The sequence below is a fragment of the Paenibacillus macerans genome (assembly GCF_050565405.1).
Classification (GTDB): Bacteria; Bacillota; Bacilli; order Paenibacillales; family Paenibacillaceae; genus Fontibacillus; species Fontibacillus macerans_B.
Map to the genome: position 1 here is coordinate 98195 of NZ_JBNYYG010000011.1, position 21458 is coordinate 119652.

Genomic DNA, 21458 nt, shown 5'->3' on the forward strand with positions numbered 1-21458 from the left:
ATTGGAATACCTCACAGCCTGTTTTGATATGATTATCGTACCATAAGGCTAGGGGAATTTAAAAGAAACCCAGGCGGGAAGCGCATTGGCGCTTCAGTATCCCGCGGCGGGAGATTGACAAAATCTTAAGTAGTTGTATAATACAATTACATGAGGGGGATATGCATGCAAGCGCATGAAATTATGATCAAGCAGGTTTATAAAGTAAAAGAAAGCGACACGGTACGCTCCGTCATCGAGCGATTCATCGAACACCGCATCAGCGGGCTGCCGGTCGTCAATGAACGAAACGAAATTGTGTCGTATATCAGCGACGGCGATATCATGCGCTACATCGGCAAACACCGCGACGTGGTCGTGGATTCCATTTATTACGTAGCCGTCTTTCAAGGGGACCATGAGGCCTTTGAAGAACGGGCGCAAAGGTTGCTGGACCTGAACGTCAAAGAGATCGGCAAGAAGAAAGTGTACAAAGTTTCATGGGATGAAGAAATTGAGAACATCGCGGCGATCCTGGGCAAGAAGCAAATCAAGAAGCTCCCGGTCGAACGTAACGGAGTGCTAGTCGGAATCATTAGCCGGGGAGATGTGATCAGACATTCATTTAAATCTTTATTGTAACAAGCGAAAGGAGTCGTCATGTCATCATCTACATCTAAACCCGCATCTTATCGAGCAACGCAAACGAATACGTCAGGCCAAACGGAGCTTGGCGAAACCGGTCTATTAAAACAACCCAAAGCCGTTTGGGCTGTTTTTTTTGCCTCGATCATCGCTTTTATGGGGCTGGGGCTCGTCGATCCGATCCTGCCGGCGATCGCCCAAAACCTGAACGCTTCCGCAAGCGAAGTCACTTTGCTGTTTACCAGCTATAACGCCGTGATGGCGGTTGCCATGCTGATCACCGGAGCGGTTTCCTCGCGGATCGGCATGAAATGGACGCTGCTCGCCGGAATCGTCGTGATCGCCATCTTCTCCGCATTGGGCGGCATGGCCGGCGACGTATGGACGATCATCGGACTGCGCGGCGGCTGGGGACTGGGCAACGCCCTGTTCGTGGCGACCGCGCTGTCCGCGATCGTCACCCTGTCGGGAAGCGGGACCGCCAAAGCGGTGATCCTGTACGAGGCCGCGGTTGGGCTCGGCATCTCGGTCGGTCCGCTCGTCGGCGGTTGGCTCGGCGCCATTTCATGGCGAGGGCCGTTCCTTGGCGTCGCTTCGCTGATGGTCGTCGCGTTTATCGGCCTCAGCCTGCTAATGCCTGCAGCAACCTCCGCAGAAGGCACGAAGCCGGCGCGCATGTCTATCCTCGCTCCGTTCCGGGCGATGCGTCACCGCTCCCTCGTCGTGTTCGGATTAACCGCCTGCTTTTATAACTTCGGCTTTTTTACGCTGATGGCCTATGCGCCGTTCGTGATGGGGCTGGATGAACATGGGCTCGGGTATGTCTTCCTGGCTTGGGGTATCCTGCTTGCGATTACTTCGGTCGTTACCGCACCGAAACTCCAGCAAAGGTTCGGGACGGTCAAATCGATGTGCGCCATGCTGGTTATGTTTGCGCTCGTGTTGTTGGCCATGGGGATCTGGACGGACACGCAGTGGGTCATCATCGCCGCCGTCATTGTTGCCGGAGCGTTGCTTGGAAACAACAATACCTTGATCACCACGGGCGTGATGAACGCTTCTCCCGTCGAACGATCAACGGCGTCCGCGGCCTACAGCTTCCTGCGTTTTCTCGGCGGTGCGGTTGCTCCGTTCCTGGCGGGCAAGCTGGCCGAATGGTACAATCCGCATGTGCCGTTTATCGTAGGGGCCGGATTCGTACTGCTGGCCGTGTTGTTTATTGCGGCCAACCACAAGCATGTCAAGCATGTCGATGGGGTGGAATCCAGCCACTAATCCGGCACGAAACATCTTATAGGCATCGTTTGCCCGGAGCTTTTGCAGCGACCAGATCCACATCGCCCGCTTGAGCGGGCGGTATGCCGTGATCTTGGAGGGCAGCTCCTTTACGTTCGACAAAGCGTTCTCGCCGGTGGTGCTGCTGCAGCCGGAAGCATTCGAGGTCGCCGCGCAGCGCTTGCTGGACAAGATGGTGGAGGAAGAGGACGATGATGCGCCGCCGTTCTAAGACACCGCACTAATTTTAATGACATGAAATAATATAATTCATCGAGTTAATTAGATTGAAAAACGCCCAGTTACGCTGTAATTTCCAGCGTCTGGGCGTTTTTGATGAGAATGTTTAATTTCCGAATCAAAGCTCCAGCTTGGCGATCTCGGATTTCAGCTTATTGGCGGAAGCGTGGAACTGAGTCAGTTCCTCGTCGCTCAATTGCAAATCCAGAACCTGACGGACGCCGGTGCGGTCGACGATGCTTGGCACGCCGAGGTAAACGTCGGAGACGCCGTTGTAATCGGTCAGCAGCGTCGAAACGTTCAGGACAGAGCCTTCATTTTGCAGGATGGAGACGATGATCCGGTCGAGCGCGAGCGCAATCGCGTACGAAGTCGCCCCTTTGGCATTAATGATTTCGTAAGCGGCGTTTTTCGTATTGTTGAAGATCTCTTCGCGATCCTCGTCGGAAAATTCCAGCCCGATCCCGGCCACGTTGGCCAAGCTCCACAGCGGTAATTCCGAATCGCCGTGTTCGCCGATAATGTGCGCGTGGATGCTGCGTGGGTTGATCTTCTTGTTATGCCCGATCAAGTAACGGAAACGCGCGCTGTCGAGCAAGGTCCCGGAGCCGATGACCCGGTTGGACGGAAAGCCGCTTTTCTTCAGCGTGACATACGATAAAATATCGACCGGGTTGGTCGCTACCAGGATAATGCCATGATCGTTGTATTTTACGATATTCTGAACAATGCTGTCGAAAATGCCGGCATTCCGCTTGAGCAGATCGATTCTCGTTTCCCCCGGACGCTGCGAGGCACCTGCGGCGATCACGATCACGTCGGCATCGGCGCAATCGCTGTAATCGCCGGCCCAAATCTTGACCCCGCCGGTAAACGGCAAGCCGTGGTTCATATCCAGCGCTTCGCCGAGAGCTTTCTCCTTATTGGCATCGATCAGCACGAGCTCGGAAATCCGTTCTCTCAGCAAGAGCGTATAAGCCGTCGTGGCGCCTACGGCTCCCGTTCCGATAATCACGACCCGGCTGGAACGCAGTTTGTTTTTCATCTTTTCATCTCCTCAAGTTATTCTCTAGCCCTTAGGTTACGCCATTGCCGGTGAAATAACCCTTCATGCCGCAACTGGCAGGCAAAACCAGTCTCGCGCCAAAACGCCGCGATATGTATTTTTCCCCAATTTCATTGTACCCGAAAGATACTCCTAATTTAAAGTAAAATGTGGAATATTCAGTTTTAAAGGAGATTTGAACGGAAACCGACTTCTAAGCGACTTCTAATTTTCGCGTGGCAGAATAGGTCTGCGGAAAGGAGGAATCAATGTGCTAAAAGGATGGCGACGTAAGGAAGGACTCACGGCGATGCTGTTTCTGCTTCCCAGCCTGGCCGGATTCGCGGTCTTTTTTCTGATCCCGTTTGCCATGGGCTTTTACTACTCGCTGATGGACAGCCCGGTCAACGGTTCGTTTGCCGGACTGGCGAATTACCGTGATCTGCTGGGCAATCCCGTATTCCGGCGCGCGGCGGCCAACACTTTTATCTTCACGGCGATCTGCGTACCGCTCAATATGCTGCTATCGCTAGGTCTGGCCATGCTGCTGAACCGCAAGCTACCGTTTCGCTCCATGTTCCGGATCTCGTTCCTCAGTCCGCTCGTCGTGCCGGTGGCTTCCGTGGTTTTGGTGTGGCAAGCGCTGTTTGATCTGCATGGCACGCTGAACGGATGGCTTGCACACTACGGAATGGAGACCAGGGATTGGATGGAGAGCGGAGCGGCGATGTCGGTTGTCATGATCGTCTATTTGTGGAAAAACATCGGCTATAACATGGTGCTGCTGCTGGCGGGTTTGCAAAACATTCCGGCCGACTATTACGAAGCCGCGTCCATCGATGGTGCGGGGAAATTCCGGCAGTGGCGGTCGATCACGCTGATTTATTTAACCCCGACGGCCTTTTTCGTATTCATCATGTCGATCATTAACTCGTTTAAGGTATTTCGGGAGACGTACCTGATTGCAGGCGATTATCCGGATTCCAGCATCTACATGCTTCAGCACTACATGAACAACATGTTTAAATCACTGGATTATCAGAAGCTGACTTCGGCGGCTTTTTTAATGGCGCTGGCCATCATGCTTTTGGTGTGGATCCTGTTCCTGACGGAACGCCGGATCGCGAAGTCGCTGTAGCTACATGGAAAGGAGACAATCGGCATGGGTTATACCCGCATGCTCAGGCAATCCGCCGTGGTCCTGCTGCTCATCGTATTGACGGCGTTATTCCTGTACCCGTTGCTGCTGACCTTTGCCAATTCGTTCATGACGGAAAGCGAGATTGCGGCGAATTATGCCCCGCTTGCCGGAGGCGAAGCGGCTCAGGCGGAAGGCGGAGATAACAGCGAATATGCGCGCATGAAATGGATCCCGCAACGCGTCGCTCTGTCGCAGTATTACGATGTGTTGATCGGCAGGCCGCAATTTCTGTTTATGTTTTGGAACTCCGTGAAAATCACGGCACCGATCATCGCGGGCCAGATCGCCGTTGCCGCACTCGCTGCCTACGCTTTCGCTCACCTGCGTTTCCGCTTCCGCGAGCCGCTGTTTTTTATGTACATCGTGACGATGCTGATGCCGTTCCAGGTGACGCTGGTCCCGAACTTCATCATCGCCGACCGGCTGGGGCTGCTCGGGTCCAGTGGAGCGATCATATTTCCGGGCATCTTCAGCGCCTTTGGCGTGTTCCTGCTGCGGCAGTTCATGATGTTCGTGCCTTACAGCTACATCGAAGCGGCCCGCGTGGACGGAGCCGGCCATCTGTATATTTTCACCCGGGTCGTGTTGCCGATGTGCGGCACCGGGGTAGCGGCGCTGTCTATTCTCGTGTTTATCGATAACTGGAACATGGTGGAGCAGCCGCTGATTTTTTTGAACGAAGCCATTCAGCAGCCGTTGTCGGTCTATTTATCGGTCATCGGCGAAGGGGAACGCGGCATCGCTTTTGCCGCCTCGGCCATCTACATGCTGCCGCTGCTGCTGATTGCCCTGTATGCCGAGCAGTATTTGGTGGAAGGCATTCAGCTTTCCGGAATTAAAGGATAGTTTCGTAGGAGGAAACCATGAAAGACTCAACCCTAGCCCTAAACGATTGGGAAGGAGCCCAAAAAAAGGGCATCCGCCGGGCGATATGGACCTTTGTCCTCGTCATGGGCGCGTTAACCTTCTTCTCCAACTCTTTATTGAACTTGTCTTTGGCCGAAGTTACGGTCCAGCGAGCGCAGCAGGGGACCCTGTCGCATGAGGTGACGGGCTCCGGGATTGTGGAGGCGGTGGAAATAGCAGATATCTATGTCGAAACAAATTGGTCGGTGAGCGAGGTGAACGTCGACATCGGCGATTCGGTGGAGGCCGGGCAAGAATTGGGCCGCATGGAAACCCGGGATGCGGAGGATGCGCTCAAAGACAACCAGGCGAGGTACGAGCAAAAAAGACTAGTCATCGAAAAGCTGCAGGAGAGCTATCAGGATGCCGTGCGGAGCGGCGGAGAAGCCGCATTGTCCACCATTTCCCGCGATATCGACAGCGCCAAGCTGGACTTGGAGATTTTGGCTCGGCAAATCGCCAAGTTGCAGCGAGATCTGGCCGAATTTTCTAGGCTAACCGCACCGGTTTCAGGTATCGTCACCGAAGTGAATGCAGTCAAAGGGGCGCCCGTGTCTTCCGGGAAAGCGGCCGTCCGCATCGCCGAGCTTGCCCGGGGACTTCAACTGACGGCAACCATCGATGAAAGCAAAGCCCCGTATGTGGAGGTTGGGGACGAAGCGGAGATCCTGTTCAGTGCCCTAAACAACGCGCGGATTCCCGCAAAAGTGACCGAGATACGCGATGCCTCGCTTTCAAGCGGGCAAGGCGAAGGGGCCGGAACGTCCGGCCCATCCGGTTCAACCGGCAAGACGGGAAAAGTCGTTACGTTTTCGCTCTCCGACGACCGGCTTAAAGGCGGGGAAACCGGAGAATTTTCGCTCGTCAAGCAGACGGACATGTTCCGGACCCTTCTGCCGAACGAAGCTGTTCGGGAGGACGACAATGGACCCTATATTTTGCTGCTGCAGGAGAAAAAAGGTCCGCTGGGCAGCGAATACGTATTGCAACGGGCGTCGGTTCAAACCGGTGACAGCGATGATCGGCTCACTTCGATCACCAACGGCGTGACGCCGCTCGATCAAGTGGTCGTATCCAGCAGCAAGCCGGTGGCGGAAGGAGACCGGGTACTGGCCGCAACCGATGATGATGCGGAGGAAGGAGGCGGTTAAGCGATGCAGCGATCCAGACTGGCCCCATGGCTGGTTTTTGGCGGAGTGTTATGCCTGCTGGTTGCGATCGGAGGCATCTCCTCCGTCCTAGGCGATTGGGAGCAGACGGGCGGTCAGCAACGGCTCAATGCGCTGACGGTCAATCTGGACCGAACGGCAGCCGTCAGCGCCGCCGATGCCACGGGGCTGACCTTAGAAGAAGCCGAAGCCTTGGCTGAGCAGTGGGAACCGCAGGCGACCGCGTATTCGAGCCGGGCTCAAACCTCAGCGCGATATCAAAACAGCTCCGCAAGCTGCACCGTGATCGGCGTAAATGAGCAGTACCGCAATTTTAACAGCCTGCCTATGCTCAGCGGTTCGATGATCGGCCAGACCTCCGTAACGGAGAACAGCCGCGTAGCGGTCATTAGCTCTTGGCTGGCCGAGCAGTTGTATCGTTCCAATCGGGTAGTGGGCAAGCAACTGGAACTGTTTGGGACGACCTTTACGATCACCGGCGTATATGCCGGGGAAGAAACCCTTTTGAAGCGGATGGCCGAGGATGGTATTCCCGACGTGCTGATTCCCGTCACGACTTTTTTGAGCATCCAGCCCGACGCATCGATTGAAACGGTACAGCTTGCGGTCGGACCCGCCGTTGCGGTCGGCAGAGAAGACCAAGTCTCGGCGGCACTTGGGGCCGTCGGGAAAAATCCGGCGTTGTTTCGCATCGCGAACCGGGGCATCAACCTTACGCAGGCCGCGCAGCTTAAGTCGCTGCTGCTGTTCGGTTGCGGCATCATTGCCTTGGTCCAATTGATTCGGTTGGTGTTGCGCCATGTTAAGGCGGCTGCCCGCCAACTGAAACGCAGGCTGCTCACCAATCACTGGCCGGAAGCGCTGCGCATGGAAAGGGCTTATTTGCTTAAAACGTTATCCGTTATCATCACTGTCCTGATCTTCATGGTTGCGCTTTGGTCTTCGATTGCGTTTCGATTATCCCTTTTGCCGGATTGGGTGCCGGAACGACTGATTGATGTTTCCTTTTATTTCGAGCATCTTCAGGCAATATGGCAACAGCAAACGCTGCAAGCCGGTTATGTTCCTTCCGCGCCGGAACAACTTGATGCCGCGGCCGCTCGCCTTGTCGGCTGGCTGTTCCTGGGAGGAGGCTTGCTTGGGCTACCGCTGCTTCTGCTCGGTATCCGGTTGTGGCAAGCGGAACGAATGCCGGCATACGCTCAACTGCAACGATTGTCGTATTATCTGCCGCCGGCCGTGTTGATTACCTTCGCTCTTATTAGCTGGGCCGGGTGGGATTTTCGCCTGAATCAGAAGGAGATTATCGTACCCGGTATGTTTTTTCTCGTCTCTATCTTCAATTTCAATGAATCCAAAGGAGTGGATATTTCATGATGTTAACGATTACTGTTAAAAAAGGGTTGATTGCCGCATCCCTCATCTCATTAATCGCGCTAAGCGCTTGCTCGGGAGGAACCCAAAGTCCGGCTGCGGAAGGGGACATACCGAGCGAAGGGGCTGCCTCGGGCTCCGCCGGAAAGCAAGTCGCCGTCACCTTATCGGTTATGACCTCCGACCGTTTCCTTCAGCTGGCCGAGCAGAAATTCGAGGAGCAGCATCCGAACATCGACATCCAAATCAAGGAATATGCTGCTGCGCCCGACGCCACGGGAAAGGGCGGCAAAAACATGATGGTTACGAAAAACCCGGACCCGCAAACCGTGGAAAAATACGTCGGTTCGGTAGGCGCGGAGCTCATGAGCGGCAAAGCATCCGATATCATCGTCATGAATGGCTTGCCGTACAAGAAATACGCCGATAAAAACCTGCTCGTCAATCTGGGCGATCTGATGAGCCAGGACGCTTCCTTCCCATTAGACAACTATTATGCGGGAATGTTCGAGGCAATGGAATATAACGGGGCATTATATACCGTTCCGGCCAAAGTGGAGTTGAATATGTGGCTTGGGGATCAAGCCGTGCTCGGGAACGAATCGATCGACGACAGCGAGTGGACCTGGGCGGATTTTAAAAGCTTAGCGCAACAATGGTTGACCGACGCCAACAATGACGGTCAGCCTGACCGCTATCCGCTGGGCAATATCGAGCCGGCCCAATTGATGACGCTGATGCTGAACAGCAGCTTTGCCAAATTCGTCGACACGGCCGGCAAGGAGTCCCGTTTCGATTCGCCGGAGTTCGTCGATATGCTGGAGCTGGCAAAGTCGCTGTATGACGAACAGATTATTTTCACGGAGAGCACGGATAATACCAGCGTCGTTATCCAGCCCAAAGCGAAAATGATGGGGTATTTGGATATGTACATGATGCCAAAAATGTCTTACGAAGGAAATGCGGCTTATTATGATCTGCCATCCGAAAACGAGCAAAGGGGGTTGCTCTTCTCGTCCTCCATGCCGCTAGCGATCAACAGCAAATCGGAACATACGGAGGAAGCGTGGGAATTCGTGAAATTCCTACTGTCCGACGAAATGCAATCGGCCAGCGAGTTGGGCGGATTCGCCGTCAATAAGACCGGCGCCAAGGCGCAATTGGAAAGTTTGAAACATTTGGGCGAGGGGAACGGCAACGGGAAAAAGACGATGCTCAACATCAACGGGAAAGCGGCAAACATGGAGCCGGCAACCGACGAGGATATCGCGCGGATCGAGCAGGTGCTTAACAAACCGATGCTGTACGCTGAAAGCGATCCTAAAATAACGGCGATCGTCTCGGCGGAAACCGCGGCGTTCTTTCAAGGTCAGAAATCGGCGGAAGAAGCCGCCAATGTGATCCAGAATAAAGTCAGCACGTATCTGCTTGAATAGCTGGCAGTACGTTCGTCCGGAGCGAAAACGCCTATTTCCTGAAGGAAAAGGCGTTTTCGCCTTTTTAAGCTCTTTTTCATGTTAAGGGATTATACTGAATCCTATATTAGGGTTAACGCAACGATACGGGAGGAACCCATGAAAATACTCGTAGTGGAAGACGATGTCCATATGCTCAAAACGCTAAAAAACCTGTTCGAGGAAGAAGGGTATCAGGTAGACCTTGCCGCGTGCGGTGAAGAAGGCTGCTATATGGCCGAACAGGACATTTACGACTTGCTGGTGCTGGATATGATGCTGCCGGGCATGGATGGGCTGAAGATCGTCCGCCGCAGCCGGGCCAAACAGGTACGTGCGCCGATCTTGTTTCTCACCGCGCGGGACAACGTGGAGGATATGGTCAAGGGGCTTGACATCGGGGCCGACGACTATATGACGAAGCCGTTTGAGGTGCCGGAGCTGTTCGCCCGTGTCCGAGCGCTGCTGCGCCGGCGAGCTCCGTTCGATCGAGAGGGCAGCCTGATATACCACAAGCTCGCGTTGAATACGCGGACCAAGGAAGCATCCATCGCGGGGGAGAAACTGGAGCTAACACAAAAGGAGTTCGAACTGCTGGAATATCTGCTGCAAAACCGCGAGCAAATTTTGACCAAGGAACAAATCTGCTCCCGCGTGTGGGGCCTGGATTCCGATGTCGGCCTCAATATCGTCGAGGTCTACGTCTACTATGTGCGCAGAAAATTAAAACCGTTTGGTTACGATCACATCATCCACACGGTTCGAAACGTGGGGTACATACTAAAGGAGAATGATCGTTCATTATGTTCAACAGCACCCGTAACCGGCTGACCGTCTTGAACGCTTCGGTATTTTTTATTATCCTGACCGTTATAGGTTTGATCGTGTACATTCAGCTTCGACATCATTTGTTTGCCAAAGTCGATGAATCGCTGGTACTCAAAATCTCGCAAAACAACCAGGTTTTCTACTCTATGTCCGAAACGAAGAAAGAAATGCCGCTCGATGAGAACTACAAAAAGGGGAACAAAATGCTCATCCAGGTTCAGGGGATTGATCCTCGCGTTTTTCTGGTGCTTTGGGATGAACAGGGGAACGCCTTGCCGATCCTTGCCTCAACGGAGAAGCAAAAGGCGGTGGATGCATTCAAGGCCTATCGGGATATGCCGACGCCATCGACGGTGAAGGTGGACGGGCATTATTACCGGATTTATTCCATAGATTATGAGCGGCCGGTTTCCCTGAATATGAAAATACAGGAAAAGCAAGCAAACGGCGGGCTCATCGATATCCCGAATCTTCTGGAAGGCACGCCTTCAAGGTTTGTGTCCGTCCAAGCGATCAGCATCGTCGACTCGGAGCAAAACATGCTCCGGCAGTTGCTGATCCTGATTGTGTTCGGAATTTTTACCGGCGGGGCGCTGACGGTGTTGGCCGGATTATACCTGGCCAATAAAGCGCTGGAGCCGATTCGGAAGTCTTGGGACAAGCAGCAGCGGTTTGTCGCCGATGCGTCGCATGAACTGCGAATGCCGTTATCGATTATCCGGGCCAACGCAGAGTTCGTGTTCCGCCATCCCGACCGGTCGATTCTACAGATGAGCGAACCGCTTTCCATGGTGCTGGCCGAATCGAAGCGAATGGGAAAGCTGACGGATCAGCTCCTGACGTTGGCTAGAGCGGATTCCAACCAGGAGGAGTTGCTCGTAAAGCCGCTACCGCTCGCCGATGTGATTATCGAAGCCTTGCGCAAGTTCGCAACGCTTGCAGAGCTGAAGCAGATCTCCTTGCACGCCGATTTGGAAGAACGGATCGGCGTGCTGGCGGATCGGGAGCGTCTACAGCAGCTTCTCGTCATTTTGCTGGATAACAGCATAAAGTTTACGGCCGAGAAGGGAACGATCCGCGTCACGTCGCAACGAAAGGGCCACCGTGCCGAGCTTACCGTGGCCGATACCGGAGCCGGTATCCCGGCGGCCGATCTGCCGCACATTTTTGACCGTTTTTATCGGGGAGATAAAGCACGGGACCGCAGCCAAGGGGGAACCGGCCTGGGTCTGGCGATCGCCAAATGGATCGTGGATAAGCACGGCGGAACTATCGCGGCCGCGAGTAAGCCGGGAAGCGGGACGACGATCACGATATCGCTGCCATTGAGCGAAAAACAATAGACCCCCAAAGATATTTAACAAAATATATGTTATGTAAACCAAATAGACGAATCGCTCAGTTGTTATGACTTTGTAACCAACGATTAACTATTCTGTAAGGACGAAACTCTCGCTTTATATTATTCTAGTAAATAGATGAAGAGAGAGGATACCGTGATCGTTATGTCGCCTTATGTAGGTCGAAGTGAAAAGCATGCCGCCTCCAAGCGCTCAAGCTCGCGGCGGTTGAACATCGTCATTGCCTCGGCAGTATTTCTATCCGCGGCTTCCCTGGCGTTAACCGTACTGGCTGTAGCTCCGCTCATCCAGAAGCAACGGCCACCGGTTCACTCCGCCGAGGTCGTCCCGGCAAAACTGGCGTCGGCCGGCGGAGGGACCGCGTCGGACCAAGCTCCCGGCAACCGGCAAGAAGCGGGGAAGACGCCCCCAACCCAATCTGAAGCCGGGACGGGTTCACCGTCTCCGGATCCGATGCAAAAGGAAAACGCAGCGCAACCCCCGCAGAAAAAGGTTCCGCAAACGCAAAAAGTCGTCTATCTGACGTTTGACGACGGTCCGGGCAAATATACGAGGCCGATATTGGACATCCTGGATCGCTATCAAATCCATGGTACGTTTTTTATGATCGGAAACCAATTATCCGCCAATAAACAAGCGGTGAAGGATGCGGCGAAGGCCGGCCATTATGTCGGGCTGCACAGCATGAGCCACAGCAAGAAAAAATTGTACGATGCCGGTGATTCGGCCAATTTCCTGAAAGAGTTCACGCAGGAGCAGCAGTTGGTCGAGAAGCTGACGGGGACCGCCCCGACCTTGATACGGGCTCCGTACGGAAGCAAGCCGGAGATCGACGAGAAGTTCCGCGGCGACATTGCCGAAGCCGGCTTTAAAATGTGGGACTGGACCGTCGACTCCAAGGATTGGAAGCATCCGGACGATCCGGGCATGATTTTGAAGGAAGTCAAGCGCCAGATCCACCGGGATACCGAAGTCATATTGCTGCACGAAAAAGCGCAAACGGCGGAAATTTTGCCTCAAGTGATCGAATATTTGCAGGCGAAAGGATACGCTTTTGCCGTATATAAACCCGCCCAACATATTACCGTCAATTTCGGCAACGACTCTCGGCTGTAAGGGCTTCTGCCGGCTATGTTATACTAGACGTACAACTTGAATCAGAAAGCGAGGTTGTTCGGTTTGAGAATGTGGCGCAAGTTCGCCGGACCGGCTCTTGTGTTCGCCTTGCTCCTGACGGCCTGCACGTCCGAACCGCCTCCGGCTCCAACCGCGGCGTTGCAGGACGAACCTCCGGAGGAGGGGCAGACGATTACCGTCATTAATCGGGATGGAGCCGAGAACCAGGGGAAGCCCGCTGCAACTCCGGCTGAAGAGGGACAGAACCAATACCAAATCCAGACCCGGTTGACCGATTTCCAGTTGCTCAGCGCGACGACCGGAATCGCCTGGGGTTGCACCCGCAATGAGCTAAGGCTCTATATTACCCAGGACAACGGGAAAACGTGGGCAAACATTTCTCCCGCCGCCTCCGTGCATTTTCCAGCCACTCCGCAATACGGCAAAGATATCTTCTTCATCGATCTGAATCACGGCTGGATCGTGCGCAATTCGGCAGGTTCCGGAGATACGATCGTGCTGCGGACAACGGATGGGGGAACTACCTGGAAAGTCGCCTCTTTTCCCGAGACCGTTAAGGTGACGGCGATGTTTTTTGCCGATCAAAGCAATGGTTGGGTGCTCTCCGGGGCCGGGGGAGACTCCAGGGCCCTGTTTACCACGGATAATGGCGGAATGAGCTTTGAAGCCTTAATTGGAGGAGAGAATGCGAGCAGTCTGTTCACGTCGGAAAGACCGGTTTCGGTCATCCCCCTTACAGACGCGTCCATGGCGTTCACGAATTCGCAGCAAGGCTTCGTCAGCGAAATCAAAGATCAGATTCCGGCGTTATACGTCACGCAGGACGGCGGCTTGACCTGGTCGGCAAACGAGCAATACTTTAACCTGGACAAGTATAAAACCTGCGACCGGTTTACGCTGGGCAAGGTCTCTTTTTTCTCCGGCAATAAACGCGAGGGGTGGATTCCGATCGGCTGCAGCCGGGGGAACTCGACCAAATTTAACGGTTATTTCACCGAAGATGCCGGGAAGACCTGGACGATGGTTCCTTTCAAGTTATCTTGGCAGACCGGCATGAACGAAGAGTTTGCCCCGACCTTTCTTAACGATCAGGAAGGTTGGACGATTCTGGATTCCACGGTTTATTATACGTCGGATCAGGGGAACAGCTGGGATGCGTTGCCCGAAAGCAAGAAGCTGCAACAAATTATGGCGGATTACCCCGAAATCGTGAAGCTGCAGTTTTTCTCCTCGCGCGTCGGATGGCTGCTCGTAGCCAAGGAGGATCAACAGCGTTCGTTGCTCCTGCAGACCCAGGACGGGGGCCGAAGCTGGCATGTGCTTTAGTCAAACAGCGGAATTTCGCACAGAGAAAGAACTTAGCATGGCACTCGTTGTCATGCTTTTTGCATAATGAGAAAAAAACGTGTGACGTTCATCATATTGTGAAATTTATCACGTGTGCTATTCGGACTTTGTGATATATTTAACTTGTAAGAAAGATCAGCATCAAACCCGCAGTAAAAATAAATGGAGCGGCGCTCCAAACCAACGATAGGAGTGGAATCTCATGAAAACGACAGCTCAAGAAACCGTAACCCGCAACTACCTTCAGTTCTGCTACACCTGCGAAGACGCTCATCTGTGTACGAGCGAAGAAGCGTGCAAAGCTTGCTGGGCGGAGAAAGGCCTTGACGAAGAATTCGAGATGGAAGCCGATGGCGCCGAAGAAACCCGTCAATTGTTGTTCGCCTACTATGCTTAATGCCAAGAATCCAAACGCATCCTGCGATTAACCTCCGTTCCGAACTCAGGAACCGGGGGTTATTTTGTTTGGACGGCAAAATCTTGGACAAGAGTAGCATATTTTCTGGATGTGGTGAATATCAAGTTTTATTTCGGACGGCATATACTTAAGAAAGAAAGGGGAGGACGATAATAGGGAGCTACCTCTTTTAAGGAGGGAGAGATCGATGCAGTCTTGGACAGAAATGTTCGGAGTGATGGAAACGGCCTTGCCGGTATTGTTCGTCGTGATCGCGGGCATCATCCTGATTTCGGCGGCAGGCGGGCTCCTGCGAGCCTTGGGCGGCAACCGGCAACCCGTACTCAGCGTAAGCTCCGTGATTGTCGGCAAACGGACCGAGGTGACCCATCGTCATGATACCGATACGTCGGTCAACCGTTCGGACACGAAGTATTACTTAACGTTCGAGGTGGAGAGCGGGGATCGGCTGGAGTTTGCCGTCACTGGGCTGGAGTACGGCCAATGCGCGGAAGGCGATGAAGGCAAGCTGACGTTCCAGGGCCGCCGTTATCATGGCTTCGAGCGTGCCGGCAGAACGTATCGCACCGAGTTGCAAGATTACCGCAAGTCGCACAGCTCCGGTTAACGGGACTTCCGTCCGAATGCCAAACCCAAAAACCAGGAAAGGAAGGTTAGGTTGGAACAGGGCAAACAACAAAAAACAGAAGCGTAACGGCAGCCGTAGGTGACAGGCTAATCGACCAGCGCTTCTGTTTTTTTGTTATGAAATCCTTGAAATCAATGGGATAAAGCCCTAATGTCCGCTTTCTCTTCAAGCAACGCCTGAGCGACCGCCCGGCCGCTCGAGAAGGCGCGTTCCGCAAGTTCTCCTTTGCCTTGGCAGCCATCGCCGCAGAAATAAAACGGTACCCCTTCGAGGCGGTTCGGCAGCAGTTTGTTGCTGTGGATATTTTTGACGCTCGCGACCATCGCCTTCTTGGAAACCCGCTTGACCTCAACGAACTCGCGCCAATTCGGATAATGCGTGTCGAACAAGGCTTCCATTTGCTGCGTTTTGCTCTCCAGGTATTGCTTCTTCTGCTCCTCGTCGGAAAAATCGTCGTTCAAGTAGGCGATCCCTTGCAGAAGCTGGCCGTGCACCGGAGCTACCGTGTAATCCGTCGCGGAAACGTCGCTGATAAATATTTTGTGGTCCATATCGCTAATGTAATGGAAAGGACGGGCGACTACTTTAGAGAAGCCGACGTCGTATACGAGCACTTCCGTGGAAGTGCTGTCCTTGTAAGGCTCCAGCGAAGGCATCCAAGGCGTGTTCTCCACCAGCTTGACGACTTGTTGTACCGGCATCGCCAGAACAACCTGGTCAAAGACCAGCTGCTGCCGGGTTTTGGTGTTCAATACGAATTTGCCGCCTTCCATCGAAATCGATTCGACCGGCTCCTTGAGAGCGATATCCCAATTTTCATTGTTGTCGATCTTCTCGATCAATTGATCGGTGATCGTTGCCCAACTTCCCAGAATATAGTTAACCGGGCGATGGGAAAGAAACAGGTTGTGATAGTAGTCGGCGATGACTTCGCCGGATACCTTTCGCGCTTCCTCCGGCGTCACGAAGAAATTGGAGCAGACCAGGTGCTCCCAGAGCTCCTTCACATCGGGCGATGCATGCGAATGATCCAGGTAATCCCCTAAGGTTCGATGGCGCTTCAATTGATGGATGTTGCCGATGATCGCGGCGATTTCGCCGACGAATCGCACTTTTTCCATCGTGGACAGTACATCCGTTTTCAGGATGTTGACGAAGTCGAGCGGGGCAGGGGTCAAGCGTCCGTGTTTGGTGTACACGACCTTGCGTTTATCGACCTGCTTGCTCTGGAACTTCAGATGGAGCTCTTCTTCCATGGAATGGAGCGTATGTCTGTCGATTCCGTATACCGCATGTGCTCCGTAATTCAGAGTAAATCCCGATTTCTCATAAGTAAAAGCCCGGCCGCCGAGCTGCGGACTCCGTTCGAACACCGTACCGGACGTATCGTCGCGGTCCGATAGATACGCAGCAGCCGTAAGCCCGGCGAGGCCGCCGCCAATTATCGCGATTCTCATGTGGGAACCTCCTAAAAGGTGTTAATGAAGCCAAGCGTTTTATAAAGAAATAAGCAGTTACGTATAAAAAACCTTTATTCATCTACAGTATATGCTATTCGTGTAAGCGCGTCCATAGAAATAGACACGAAATGTTCATACTTGTAATCGGATTCACAAAGAAAAGAGAGTCCGGGCTATTGACACCGAATTATTTCCAGCGCCAAGCACCAAGATAGGCGCCTGCACATAAGATATAGCGTTCAGCAGGGAGGAAGGAGGAACGAGATTGGCTGTCATCAAAGCAAACTCCGAAGACGTGAGGCTGCTCGCGCGGCTGATGCGCGCGGAGGCGGAAGGCGAAGGGGAGCAAGGCATGCTGATGGTCGGCAATGTCGGCGTGAATCGGATTCTGGGAAATTGCCTCGATTTCCAGGATATCCGGGACATGAACCGGATGGTGTTTCAAAGTCCCGGCGGATTCGAAGCGACGGTGAAGGGTTACTTTTACCAAAGAGCGCGCGACCGTGACATCCGCCTTGCCCAGCGCATCATTAATGGGGAACGGGTATGGCCGGCAAGCAATGCCCTGTGGTTTTTCCGTCCGGCAGGAGATTGCCCGGGGACGTGGTACAACCAGCAAAACACCGGACGCTTTAAGGCGCACTGCTTCTTCGCTCCAACCGCACAGGATTGCCCCGCCGTTTATTAGTTTTTAGAGGTTGCTAAAAATAAGGAGGTATTGTTTCCATGTTCACTCAGCCTTACCGGCCGATGACTTATTCCATGGGCCAAAGTACTTATCCGTCCCATACCGGGGGGACCGGTTATCCGCAGCATGGAGGCGGAACCGTCATGCCGCCTCAAGTTCCCAGCGGCAGCCCGATGACGCCCGGCGGCACCGTCATGCCGACGCCGATTCCGCAGTATGAGCAATCTTATATCGAAAATATTTTTCGCCTCAATCTAGGCAAGGTCGGCACCTTTTACATGACTTACGAAAATAATAGCGAATGGAACGCCAAAGTGTTCAAAGGCGTGCTCGAAGCGGCAGGCCGCGACCACATCATTATCAGCGATCCCGCCACCGGCGTCCGCACCGTCATGCTGATGGTCAATTTTGATTACGCCACCTTCGACGAGCCGCTCGTCTATCAATATCCCGGCACGATCGGCGCCCCGCCGATGAGACGTTAATACAGGCAAAGACCCCTTGCGAGGGGGTCTTTTTTTATTTTTTCGGGCCTGGCACGCCCGTTCGCAAGGAATACCGCAGCGTTTGACTGTGTAGTGTATAATAATATAATGAAGAGTAATCAATCCTGATCATTTAATCCGTTGCCAAAGGAGATGGATCCATTGGGAAGTTGACGCTGCCTTTCACATATGGAATACAAACGAATACGCATGATTTCAAACCACGAAGGAGGTGCACCTATTCTCCGCCGTGTAAGCGGGAATAGGAAACGTATTGACTGACCCTTTACCGAGTCTTTTCTCTGTAGGATTGATGGTGTTATTGGTATTGCTTAACGGGTTTTTCGTGTCGGCCGAATTTGCCATCGTCAAGGTCAAGAGCTCCCGGATCGAAGCTTTGGCCGAAGAGGGGCGAAGGAACGCGAAAATCGCCAAGGATCTGTTAGGCCGTTTGGACGGTTATTTATCGGCATGCCAGGTTGGGATTACCCTCAGCTCGCTGGGGCTCGGCTGGCTTGGCGAACCGGTGGTCGCCCGACTGCTCGGCCCGTTGTTCGAGATGATGGGCTTTGGCGAACGACCGGTATATATCGTATCGTTAACCGTCTCTTTCATACTGATCGCGATCCTGCATATCGTGTTGGGGGAATTGGCCCCGAAAACGATCGCCGTCCGCAAGGCCGAATCCATCACTTTATGGTTCGCCTGGCCGATGCGCGTGTTTTACCGGCTGATGTATCCGTTCATATGGGTGTTAAACGGACTTTCCTCCGCCCTTTTGCGGCTGTTCGGCATCACGCCGGTGTCGGAACTGGATTCGCTGCACACGGAGGAAGAAATCCGCGTAATGATGAAGGAGAGCAGCGAAAGCGGCTTGATCGACAGCACGGAAATGTCGCTGGTGGACAATATTTTCGAGTTCGCCGATACGACCGCCCGGGAAATCATGATTCCCCGGACGGAAATGATCTGCCTGTATACCCAGCATTCGCTGGACGAAAACCTGGAAATCGCCTTAGAAGGCACCCGAACCCGGTATCCCGTGTGCAATCAGGATAAAGACCATATTATCGGATTTATTCATATTAAAGATTTGATCCGCTCCAATACCCGCAACCTGCGCGACCTGATCCGTCCGATCATGGCGGTTCCCGAATCGATCCAGATCAGCGATTTGATGAAACGGATGCAGCGGGGGAGAACGCAGATCGCCATTTTGATCGATGAATACGGCGGTACCTCCGGCATGGTAACGCTGGAAGATATCGTAGAAGAGATCGTCGGCGAGATTCAGGATGAGTTTGACGAGGAACGCCCCGGCATCGAACAACTGGATGCCCATGCCTATTCGATTGACGGCCTGATGCTGATCGAATCGATCAATGACCGGTTTGGCCTTGAGCTCGATTCCGACGATTACGATACGATCGGCGGCTGGCTGTATTCGCGCATCGACATCCTGCCGCCGCAGGTAGGGCAAACCGTGGAGTATGGCGAATATACTTACGTAGTGGAAGAAACCGACAACAAGAGAATCTCACGCGTTAAATTAATCCGGGAGCAGTTGCTGCCTCTGGAGGAAGCTGGCGCATAACAACAAAAAACAAACCGGATGCATCCCGATGCGGGACATCCGGTTTTTTGCGTCGTCAGAAAGGCGGAAGGGAGTTACGTTCCGGACTCTTCGGTATCGTTCAAGGAGGACGGGGGCTGGGCCGGATTACGGTCTTCCCATTCCAGATAAAGCATCTTCTTGATGCCTTCCCGGGTACGAAACAGCCGCTGCCTCACGATGTTCTCGCAAAGGCCCATTCGCTCGCCGATCTCCTTGTAGCTTAAGCCCAGCTTCCAGCGGTATTCGATAAGCATCCGGTATTCCGGCTTCAAATGACGCAAATAGGTATATATCGCTTCTTCCATTAACTTCGTCTCTACGGAGCCTTCGACGGAATCGTCTTTCCAGCTGGTTGCGGCGACTTCATGGAGCATCTGATCCTGGTCGATGTTCTGGTAGTGCTTTTTGTTTTTGCGTATATAGGTAATCGCCATGTTGCGCGATACCGTTTTCAGCCAGGCGCGCATGCTGACTTCGTTATCGAAGGCAGGTTTCTTGTTGACCACCATCAGGAAGGCTTCCTGAATGATGTCCTCGGTTGCTTGATGATCTTTGACCATGTAATACACCGTTCCATATACCATTTCATAATAGGCGTAATATACTTCTTCCTGCACATGTTCGGGCAGGTCCATGTAATTGGCCGCAAGCAGCCATTTTAACCGACTAGGCATAAAGGTACCCTCTCATTTTGAAATAGCAAGTTCACGTAAAAATAGAGAACACTATATCGATTTTACTCTATTATCCAATGGAGAGGTACTATTTTCCATAAATATAACAAAATTGTGATTTGTTCGCCCTATTTCAACAGATGACGCGATGCGCTTGATCCGTTACAATAGATAGAGTCGCTTAGAGAAGGAGAGATATCGTGCGAAGGTTAATATGGACAGGGTGCTGGTCCTATCTGCTGATCGGGTTGGCCCATGTCGTGATTGGTTCGTTAATGCCGGATTTGCTGGATTATTACGGAAAAGATTACAGTGCCGGGGGCACTTTGATTTTCGCCCAATTTGCGGGCTTTCTGATCGGCGTATTGGCATCGCCGCTGTTGATCGCGAAATTCGGCAAGCTAAATGGATTGCTCATTGCGACGGGCATGCTCTGCGCGGCGGAATTCGCCTACACCCTGCTCCCGCCCTGGGAATGGATGTACGCGATCGGTGCGGTGGCCGGCTTCGGCTTCGGCATGATCGAGGCGGTGATCGGCACGATTATTATCGTTGCCGTCACCGAAGGAACGGCGGTAGCGATGAGCCGACTGGAGGTGTTCTTCGGCTTGGGCGCCTTGCTGATGCCGCTGGCCGCCGGCGTATTCATTCAAGCGGAGGCCTGGCGCTTTTCCTTCCTGTTCGTAGCCGGATTCGCTTTCGTCATGCTGTTCGCGTGGGGAAAAGGCCGTTTCGGCGACTATAAGGAGACACTGCATGCCAGAGGAGGCAGACAGGCGGAGAAAGGGGCCTGGTTGCAGCAATACCGGGGAACGAGAGGGGTACTGCTGGCCCTGTTCATTGTGTTCTTCTTCGTTTACGTCGGTACGGAAATGAGCTTCGTCAATTTCCTGCCGTCGCTTCTGATCGAGAAGGTGGGGATCGATAAATCGACCGCAGCGTTCAGCGTGACGTTGTTCTGGATTGCCATGACCTTCGGCCGCCTGTTTGCCGGGGTCATCGCAGAGCGTATTGCCTACAGCCGTTACGTGATCTGGGGCTGCATATTCAGTTTTGCCGCCATCTCGCTATTTGCTTTGGCCGGCGGCGTCATCGCGTTGTTTGCTTTCATCTTGTTGTTTGGCTTGTTTATGTCGGGGTTGTTCTCCATCGCGCTGGTTTTTTCCAACAAGCTGCTACCCGGTTCGGAAGAGTCGACGCCCAGTCTGCTGATTGCGTCCGGTGGCGTGGGAGGTGCGGTGCTGCCGCTGCTCATGGGGAAAAGCATGGATCTCGGCGGAGCCGATACGTCCGCCTGGCTGCTGGCCGGTTTTCTCCTGCTGCTGATTCTCCTGAGCTCTGCGGCCATACTCCTGCAGCGCGGCCGGGAAAGCCGGCAGGCTTCGCCCGCCAAACGTTAACGAGAGAGTCGACCACATGAAAAAGAAAAGGGCTATCCCCGGTAGTGAACTACACCCCGTCAAGTAGACAGTACAAAAAATGAAAAACCAATTAGGCGGCCTTTGTCCTGAATTCCATGGGACTGAGGC

At 53.5% G+C, this 21458-nt stretch carries 21 protein-coding genes; 18 read left to right on the forward strand and 3 right to left on the reverse strand.

All coding sequences use genetic code 11. From position 1 onward, the window contains the following. Positions 1 to 165 precede the first annotated feature (165 nt). From ACQ4N8_RS09905 to ACQ4N8_RS09915, 3 genes are read left to right on the forward strand one after another with little or no spacing between them, the layout of a single operon-like run. Positions 166 to 621: a CBS domain-containing protein gene (locus ACQ4N8_RS09905; protein WP_430704189.1), complete on the forward strand. Its 456-nt coding sequence runs from the start codon at positions 166 to 168 to the stop codon at positions 619 to 621. Between the two features lie 18 nt (positions 622 to 639). Further along, positions 640 to 1899 carry an MFS transporter gene (locus ACQ4N8_RS09910; RefSeq protein WP_430704190.1) on the forward strand — a complete coding sequence of 420 codons (1260 nt, stop codon included), beginning with the start codon at positions 640 to 642 and terminating at the stop codon, positions 1897 to 1899. A 55-nt stretch (positions 1900 to 1954) separates the two neighbouring features. Beyond that, positions 1955 to 2131: a DUF3898 domain-containing protein gene (locus ACQ4N8_RS09915; protein WP_430704209.1), complete on the forward strand. Its 177-nt coding sequence runs from the start codon at positions 1955 to 1957 to the stop codon at positions 2129 to 2131. 126 nt (positions 2132 to 2257) lie between these two features. Here the strand turns inward: ACQ4N8_RS09915 and ACQ4N8_RS09920 are convergent, their stop codons facing one another. Further along, positions 2258 to 3184: an L-lactate dehydrogenase gene (locus ACQ4N8_RS09920; protein ID WP_430704191.1), complete on the reverse strand. Its 927-nt coding sequence runs from the start codon at positions 3182 to 3184 to the stop codon at positions 2258 to 2260. A 310-nt stretch (positions 3185 to 3494) separates the two neighbouring features. Between ACQ4N8_RS09920 and ACQ4N8_RS09925 the strand changes: the two genes are divergently transcribed. The 11 genes from ACQ4N8_RS09925 to ACQ4N8_RS09975 all read left to right on the forward strand — a co-directional run bounded on the left by ACQ4N8_RS09925 (position 3495) and on the right by ACQ4N8_RS09975 (position 14986). After that, positions 3495 to 4322, forward strand: coding sequence for a carbohydrate ABC transporter permease (locus ACQ4N8_RS09925; protein WP_430704210.1), 828 nt, complete (start codon positions 3495 to 3497; stop codon positions 4320 to 4322). Between the two features lie 24 nt (positions 4323 to 4346). After that, complete coding sequence (locus tag ACQ4N8_RS09930; RefSeq protein WP_430704192.1) at positions 4347 to 5231, forward strand: carbohydrate ABC transporter permease; 885 nt, start codon at positions 4347 to 4349, stop codon at positions 5229 to 5231. Between the two features lie 17 nt (positions 5232 to 5248). After that, positions 5249 to 6442, forward strand: a complete 1194-nt coding sequence (locus tag ACQ4N8_RS09935; RefSeq protein WP_430704193.1) for an efflux RND transporter periplasmic adaptor subunit — start codon at positions 5249 to 5251, stop codon at positions 6440 to 6442. A gap of 3 nt (positions 6443 to 6445) precedes the next feature. Beyond that, positions 6446 to 7837: an ABC transporter permease gene (locus tag ACQ4N8_RS09940; protein WP_430704194.1), complete on the forward strand. Its 1392-nt coding sequence runs from the start codon at positions 6446 to 6448 to the stop codon at positions 7835 to 7837. Then, the gene (locus ACQ4N8_RS09945) at positions 7834 to 9270 is read left to right on the forward strand and encodes an ABC transporter substrate-binding protein (RefSeq protein ID WP_430704195.1); all 1437 of its coding nucleotides are present in this window, start codon (positions 7834 to 7836) and stop codon (positions 9268 to 9270) included. Before ACQ4N8_RS09940 ends, ACQ4N8_RS09945 begins: the two co-directional genes overlap by 4 nt. 138 nt (positions 9271 to 9408) lie before the next feature. Then, a complete protein-coding gene (locus ACQ4N8_RS09950; protein WP_430704196.1) occupies positions 9409 to 10119 on the forward strand; it encodes a response regulator transcription factor in 711 nt (236 codons plus the stop codon). Then, entirely contained in the window at positions 10092 to 11459 is a 1368-nt protein-coding gene (locus ACQ4N8_RS09955) for a sensor histidine kinase (RefSeq protein WP_430704197.1), read from the forward strand. Before ACQ4N8_RS09950 ends, ACQ4N8_RS09955 begins: the two co-directional genes overlap by 28 nt. A 162-nt stretch (positions 11460 to 11621) precedes the next feature. Further along, positions 11622 to 12593, forward strand: coding sequence for a polysaccharide deacetylase family protein (locus ACQ4N8_RS09960; protein WP_430704211.1), 972 nt, complete (start codon positions 11622 to 11624; stop codon positions 12591 to 12593). A gap of 69 nt (positions 12594 to 12662) precedes the next feature. Further along, a complete protein-coding gene (locus tag ACQ4N8_RS09965; protein WP_430704212.1) occupies positions 12663 to 13940 on the forward strand; it encodes a WD40/YVTN/BNR-like repeat-containing protein in 1278 nt (425 codons plus the stop codon). A gap of 223 nt (positions 13941 to 14163) precedes the next feature. Further along, the gene (locus ACQ4N8_RS09970; RefSeq protein ID WP_430704198.1) at positions 14164 to 14358 is read left to right on the forward strand and encodes a hypothetical protein; all 195 of its coding nucleotides are present in this window, start codon (positions 14164 to 14166) and stop codon (positions 14356 to 14358) included. 208 nt (positions 14359 to 14566) lie between these two features. Then, the gene (locus ACQ4N8_RS09975; RefSeq protein ID WP_430704199.1) at positions 14567 to 14986 is read left to right on the forward strand and encodes a DUF2500 domain-containing protein; all 420 of its coding nucleotides are present in this window, start codon (positions 14567 to 14569) and stop codon (positions 14984 to 14986) included. A gap of 152 nt (positions 14987 to 15138) precedes the next feature. Here ACQ4N8_RS09975 and ACQ4N8_RS09980 read toward each other — a convergent pair whose 3' ends face one another. Beyond that, positions 15139 to 16464 (reverse strand): FAD-dependent oxidoreductase, encoded by a 1326-nt coding sequence (locus ACQ4N8_RS09980; protein ID WP_430704200.1) that lies wholly within the window; start codon positions 16462 to 16464, stop codon positions 15139 to 15141. A gap of 268 nt (positions 16465 to 16732) precedes the next feature. Between ACQ4N8_RS09980 and ACQ4N8_RS09985 the strand changes: the two genes are divergently transcribed. From ACQ4N8_RS09985 to ACQ4N8_RS09995, 3 genes are all read left to right on the forward strand, one after another. Next, on the forward strand, positions 16733 to 17155 hold the full coding sequence (locus ACQ4N8_RS09985; RefSeq protein ID WP_430704201.1) for a cell wall hydrolase: 423 nt from the start codon (positions 16733 to 16735) through the stop codon (positions 17153 to 17155). 38 nt (positions 17156 to 17193) lie between these two features. After that, complete coding sequence (gene gerQ / locus ACQ4N8_RS09990) at positions 17194 to 17640, forward strand: spore coat protein GerQ (protein ID WP_430704202.1); 447 nt, start codon at positions 17194 to 17196, stop codon at positions 17638 to 17640. 313 nt (positions 17641 to 17953) lie between these two features. Further along, on the forward strand, positions 17954 to 19234 hold the full coding sequence (locus ACQ4N8_RS09995) for a hemolysin family protein (RefSeq protein WP_430704203.1): 1281 nt from the start codon (positions 17954 to 17956) through the stop codon (positions 19232 to 19234). Positions 19235 to 19308: 74 nt separating this feature from the next. On the opposite strand, the gene ACQ4N8_RS10000 is transcribed toward ACQ4N8_RS09995, so the two are convergent. Further along, entirely contained in the window at positions 19309 to 19929 is a 621-nt protein-coding gene (locus tag ACQ4N8_RS10000; protein WP_430704204.1) for an RNA polymerase sigma factor, read from the reverse strand. 200 nt (positions 19930 to 20129) lie between these two features. On the opposite strand from ACQ4N8_RS10000, the gene ACQ4N8_RS10005 reads away from it, so the two are divergent. Then, positions 20130 to 21329, forward strand: a complete 1200-nt coding sequence (locus tag ACQ4N8_RS10005; RefSeq protein ID WP_430704205.1) for an MFS transporter — start codon at positions 20130 to 20132, stop codon at positions 21327 to 21329. Positions 21330 to 21458 lie beyond the last annotated feature (129 nt).

Excerpts from the sequence above, each read along its gene's own strand:
- ACQ4N8_RS09905 (WP_430704189.1), top strand. The coding sequence starts at position 166 with ATGCAAGCGCATGAAATTATGATCAAGCAGGTTTATAAAGTAAAAGAA.
- ACQ4N8_RS09910 (WP_430704190.1), top strand. The coding sequence starts at position 640 with ATGTCATCATCTACATCTAAACCCGCATCTTATCGAGCAACGCAAACG.
- ACQ4N8_RS09920 (WP_430704191.1), bottom strand. The coding sequence starts at position 3,184 with ATGAAAAACAAACTGCGTTCCAGCCGGGTCGTGATTATCGGAACGGGA.
- ACQ4N8_RS09925 (WP_430704210.1), top strand. The coding sequence starts at position 3,495 with ATGCTGTTTCTGCTTCCCAGCCTGGCCGGATTCGCGGTCTTTTTTCTG.
- ACQ4N8_RS09930 (WP_430704192.1), top strand. The coding sequence starts at position 4,347 with ATGGGTTATACCCGCATGCTCAGGCAATCCGCCGTGGTCCTGCTGCTC.
- ACQ4N8_RS09935 (WP_430704193.1), top strand. The coding sequence starts at position 5,249 with ATGAAAGACTCAACCCTAGCCCTAAACGATTGGGAAGGAGCCCAAAAA.
- ACQ4N8_RS09940 (WP_430704194.1), top strand. The coding sequence starts at position 6,446 with ATGCAGCGATCCAGACTGGCCCCATGGCTGGTTTTTGGCGGAGTGTTA.
- ACQ4N8_RS09945 (WP_430704195.1), top strand. The coding sequence starts at position 7,834 with ATGATGTTAACGATTACTGTTAAAAAAGGGTTGATTGCCGCATCCCTC.
- ACQ4N8_RS09950 (WP_430704196.1), top strand. The coding sequence starts at position 9,409 with ATGAAAATACTCGTAGTGGAAGACGATGTCCATATGCTCAAAACGCTA.
- ACQ4N8_RS09955 (WP_430704197.1), top strand. The coding sequence starts at position 10,092 with ATGTTCAACAGCACCCGTAACCGGCTGACCGTCTTGAACGCTTCGGTA.
- ACQ4N8_RS09960 (WP_430704211.1), top strand. The coding sequence starts at position 11,622 with ATGTCGCCTTATGTAGGTCGAAGTGAAAAGCATGCCGCCTCCAAGCGC.
- ACQ4N8_RS09965 (WP_430704212.1), top strand. The coding sequence starts at position 12,663 with ATGTGGCGCAAGTTCGCCGGACCGGCTCTTGTGTTCGCCTTGCTCCTG.
- ACQ4N8_RS09970 (WP_430704198.1), top strand. The coding sequence starts at position 14,164 with ATGAAAACGACAGCTCAAGAAACCGTAACCCGCAACTACCTTCAGTTC.
- ACQ4N8_RS09975 (WP_430704199.1), top strand. The coding sequence starts at position 14,567 with ATGCAGTCTTGGACAGAAATGTTCGGAGTGATGGAAACGGCCTTGCCG.
- ACQ4N8_RS09980 (WP_430704200.1), bottom strand. The coding sequence starts at position 16,464 with ATGAGAATCGCGATAATTGGCGGCGGCCTCGCCGGGCTTACGGCTGCT.
- gerQ (WP_430704202.1), top strand. The coding sequence starts at position 17,194 with ATGTTCACTCAGCCTTACCGGCCGATGACTTATTCCATGGGCCAAAGT.
- ACQ4N8_RS09995 (WP_430704203.1), top strand. The coding sequence starts at position 17,954 with ATGGTGTTATTGGTATTGCTTAACGGGTTTTTCGTGTCGGCCGAATTT.
- ACQ4N8_RS10000 (WP_430704204.1), bottom strand. The coding sequence starts at position 19,929 with ATGCCTAGTCGGTTAAAATGGCTGCTTGCGGCCAATTACATGGACCTG.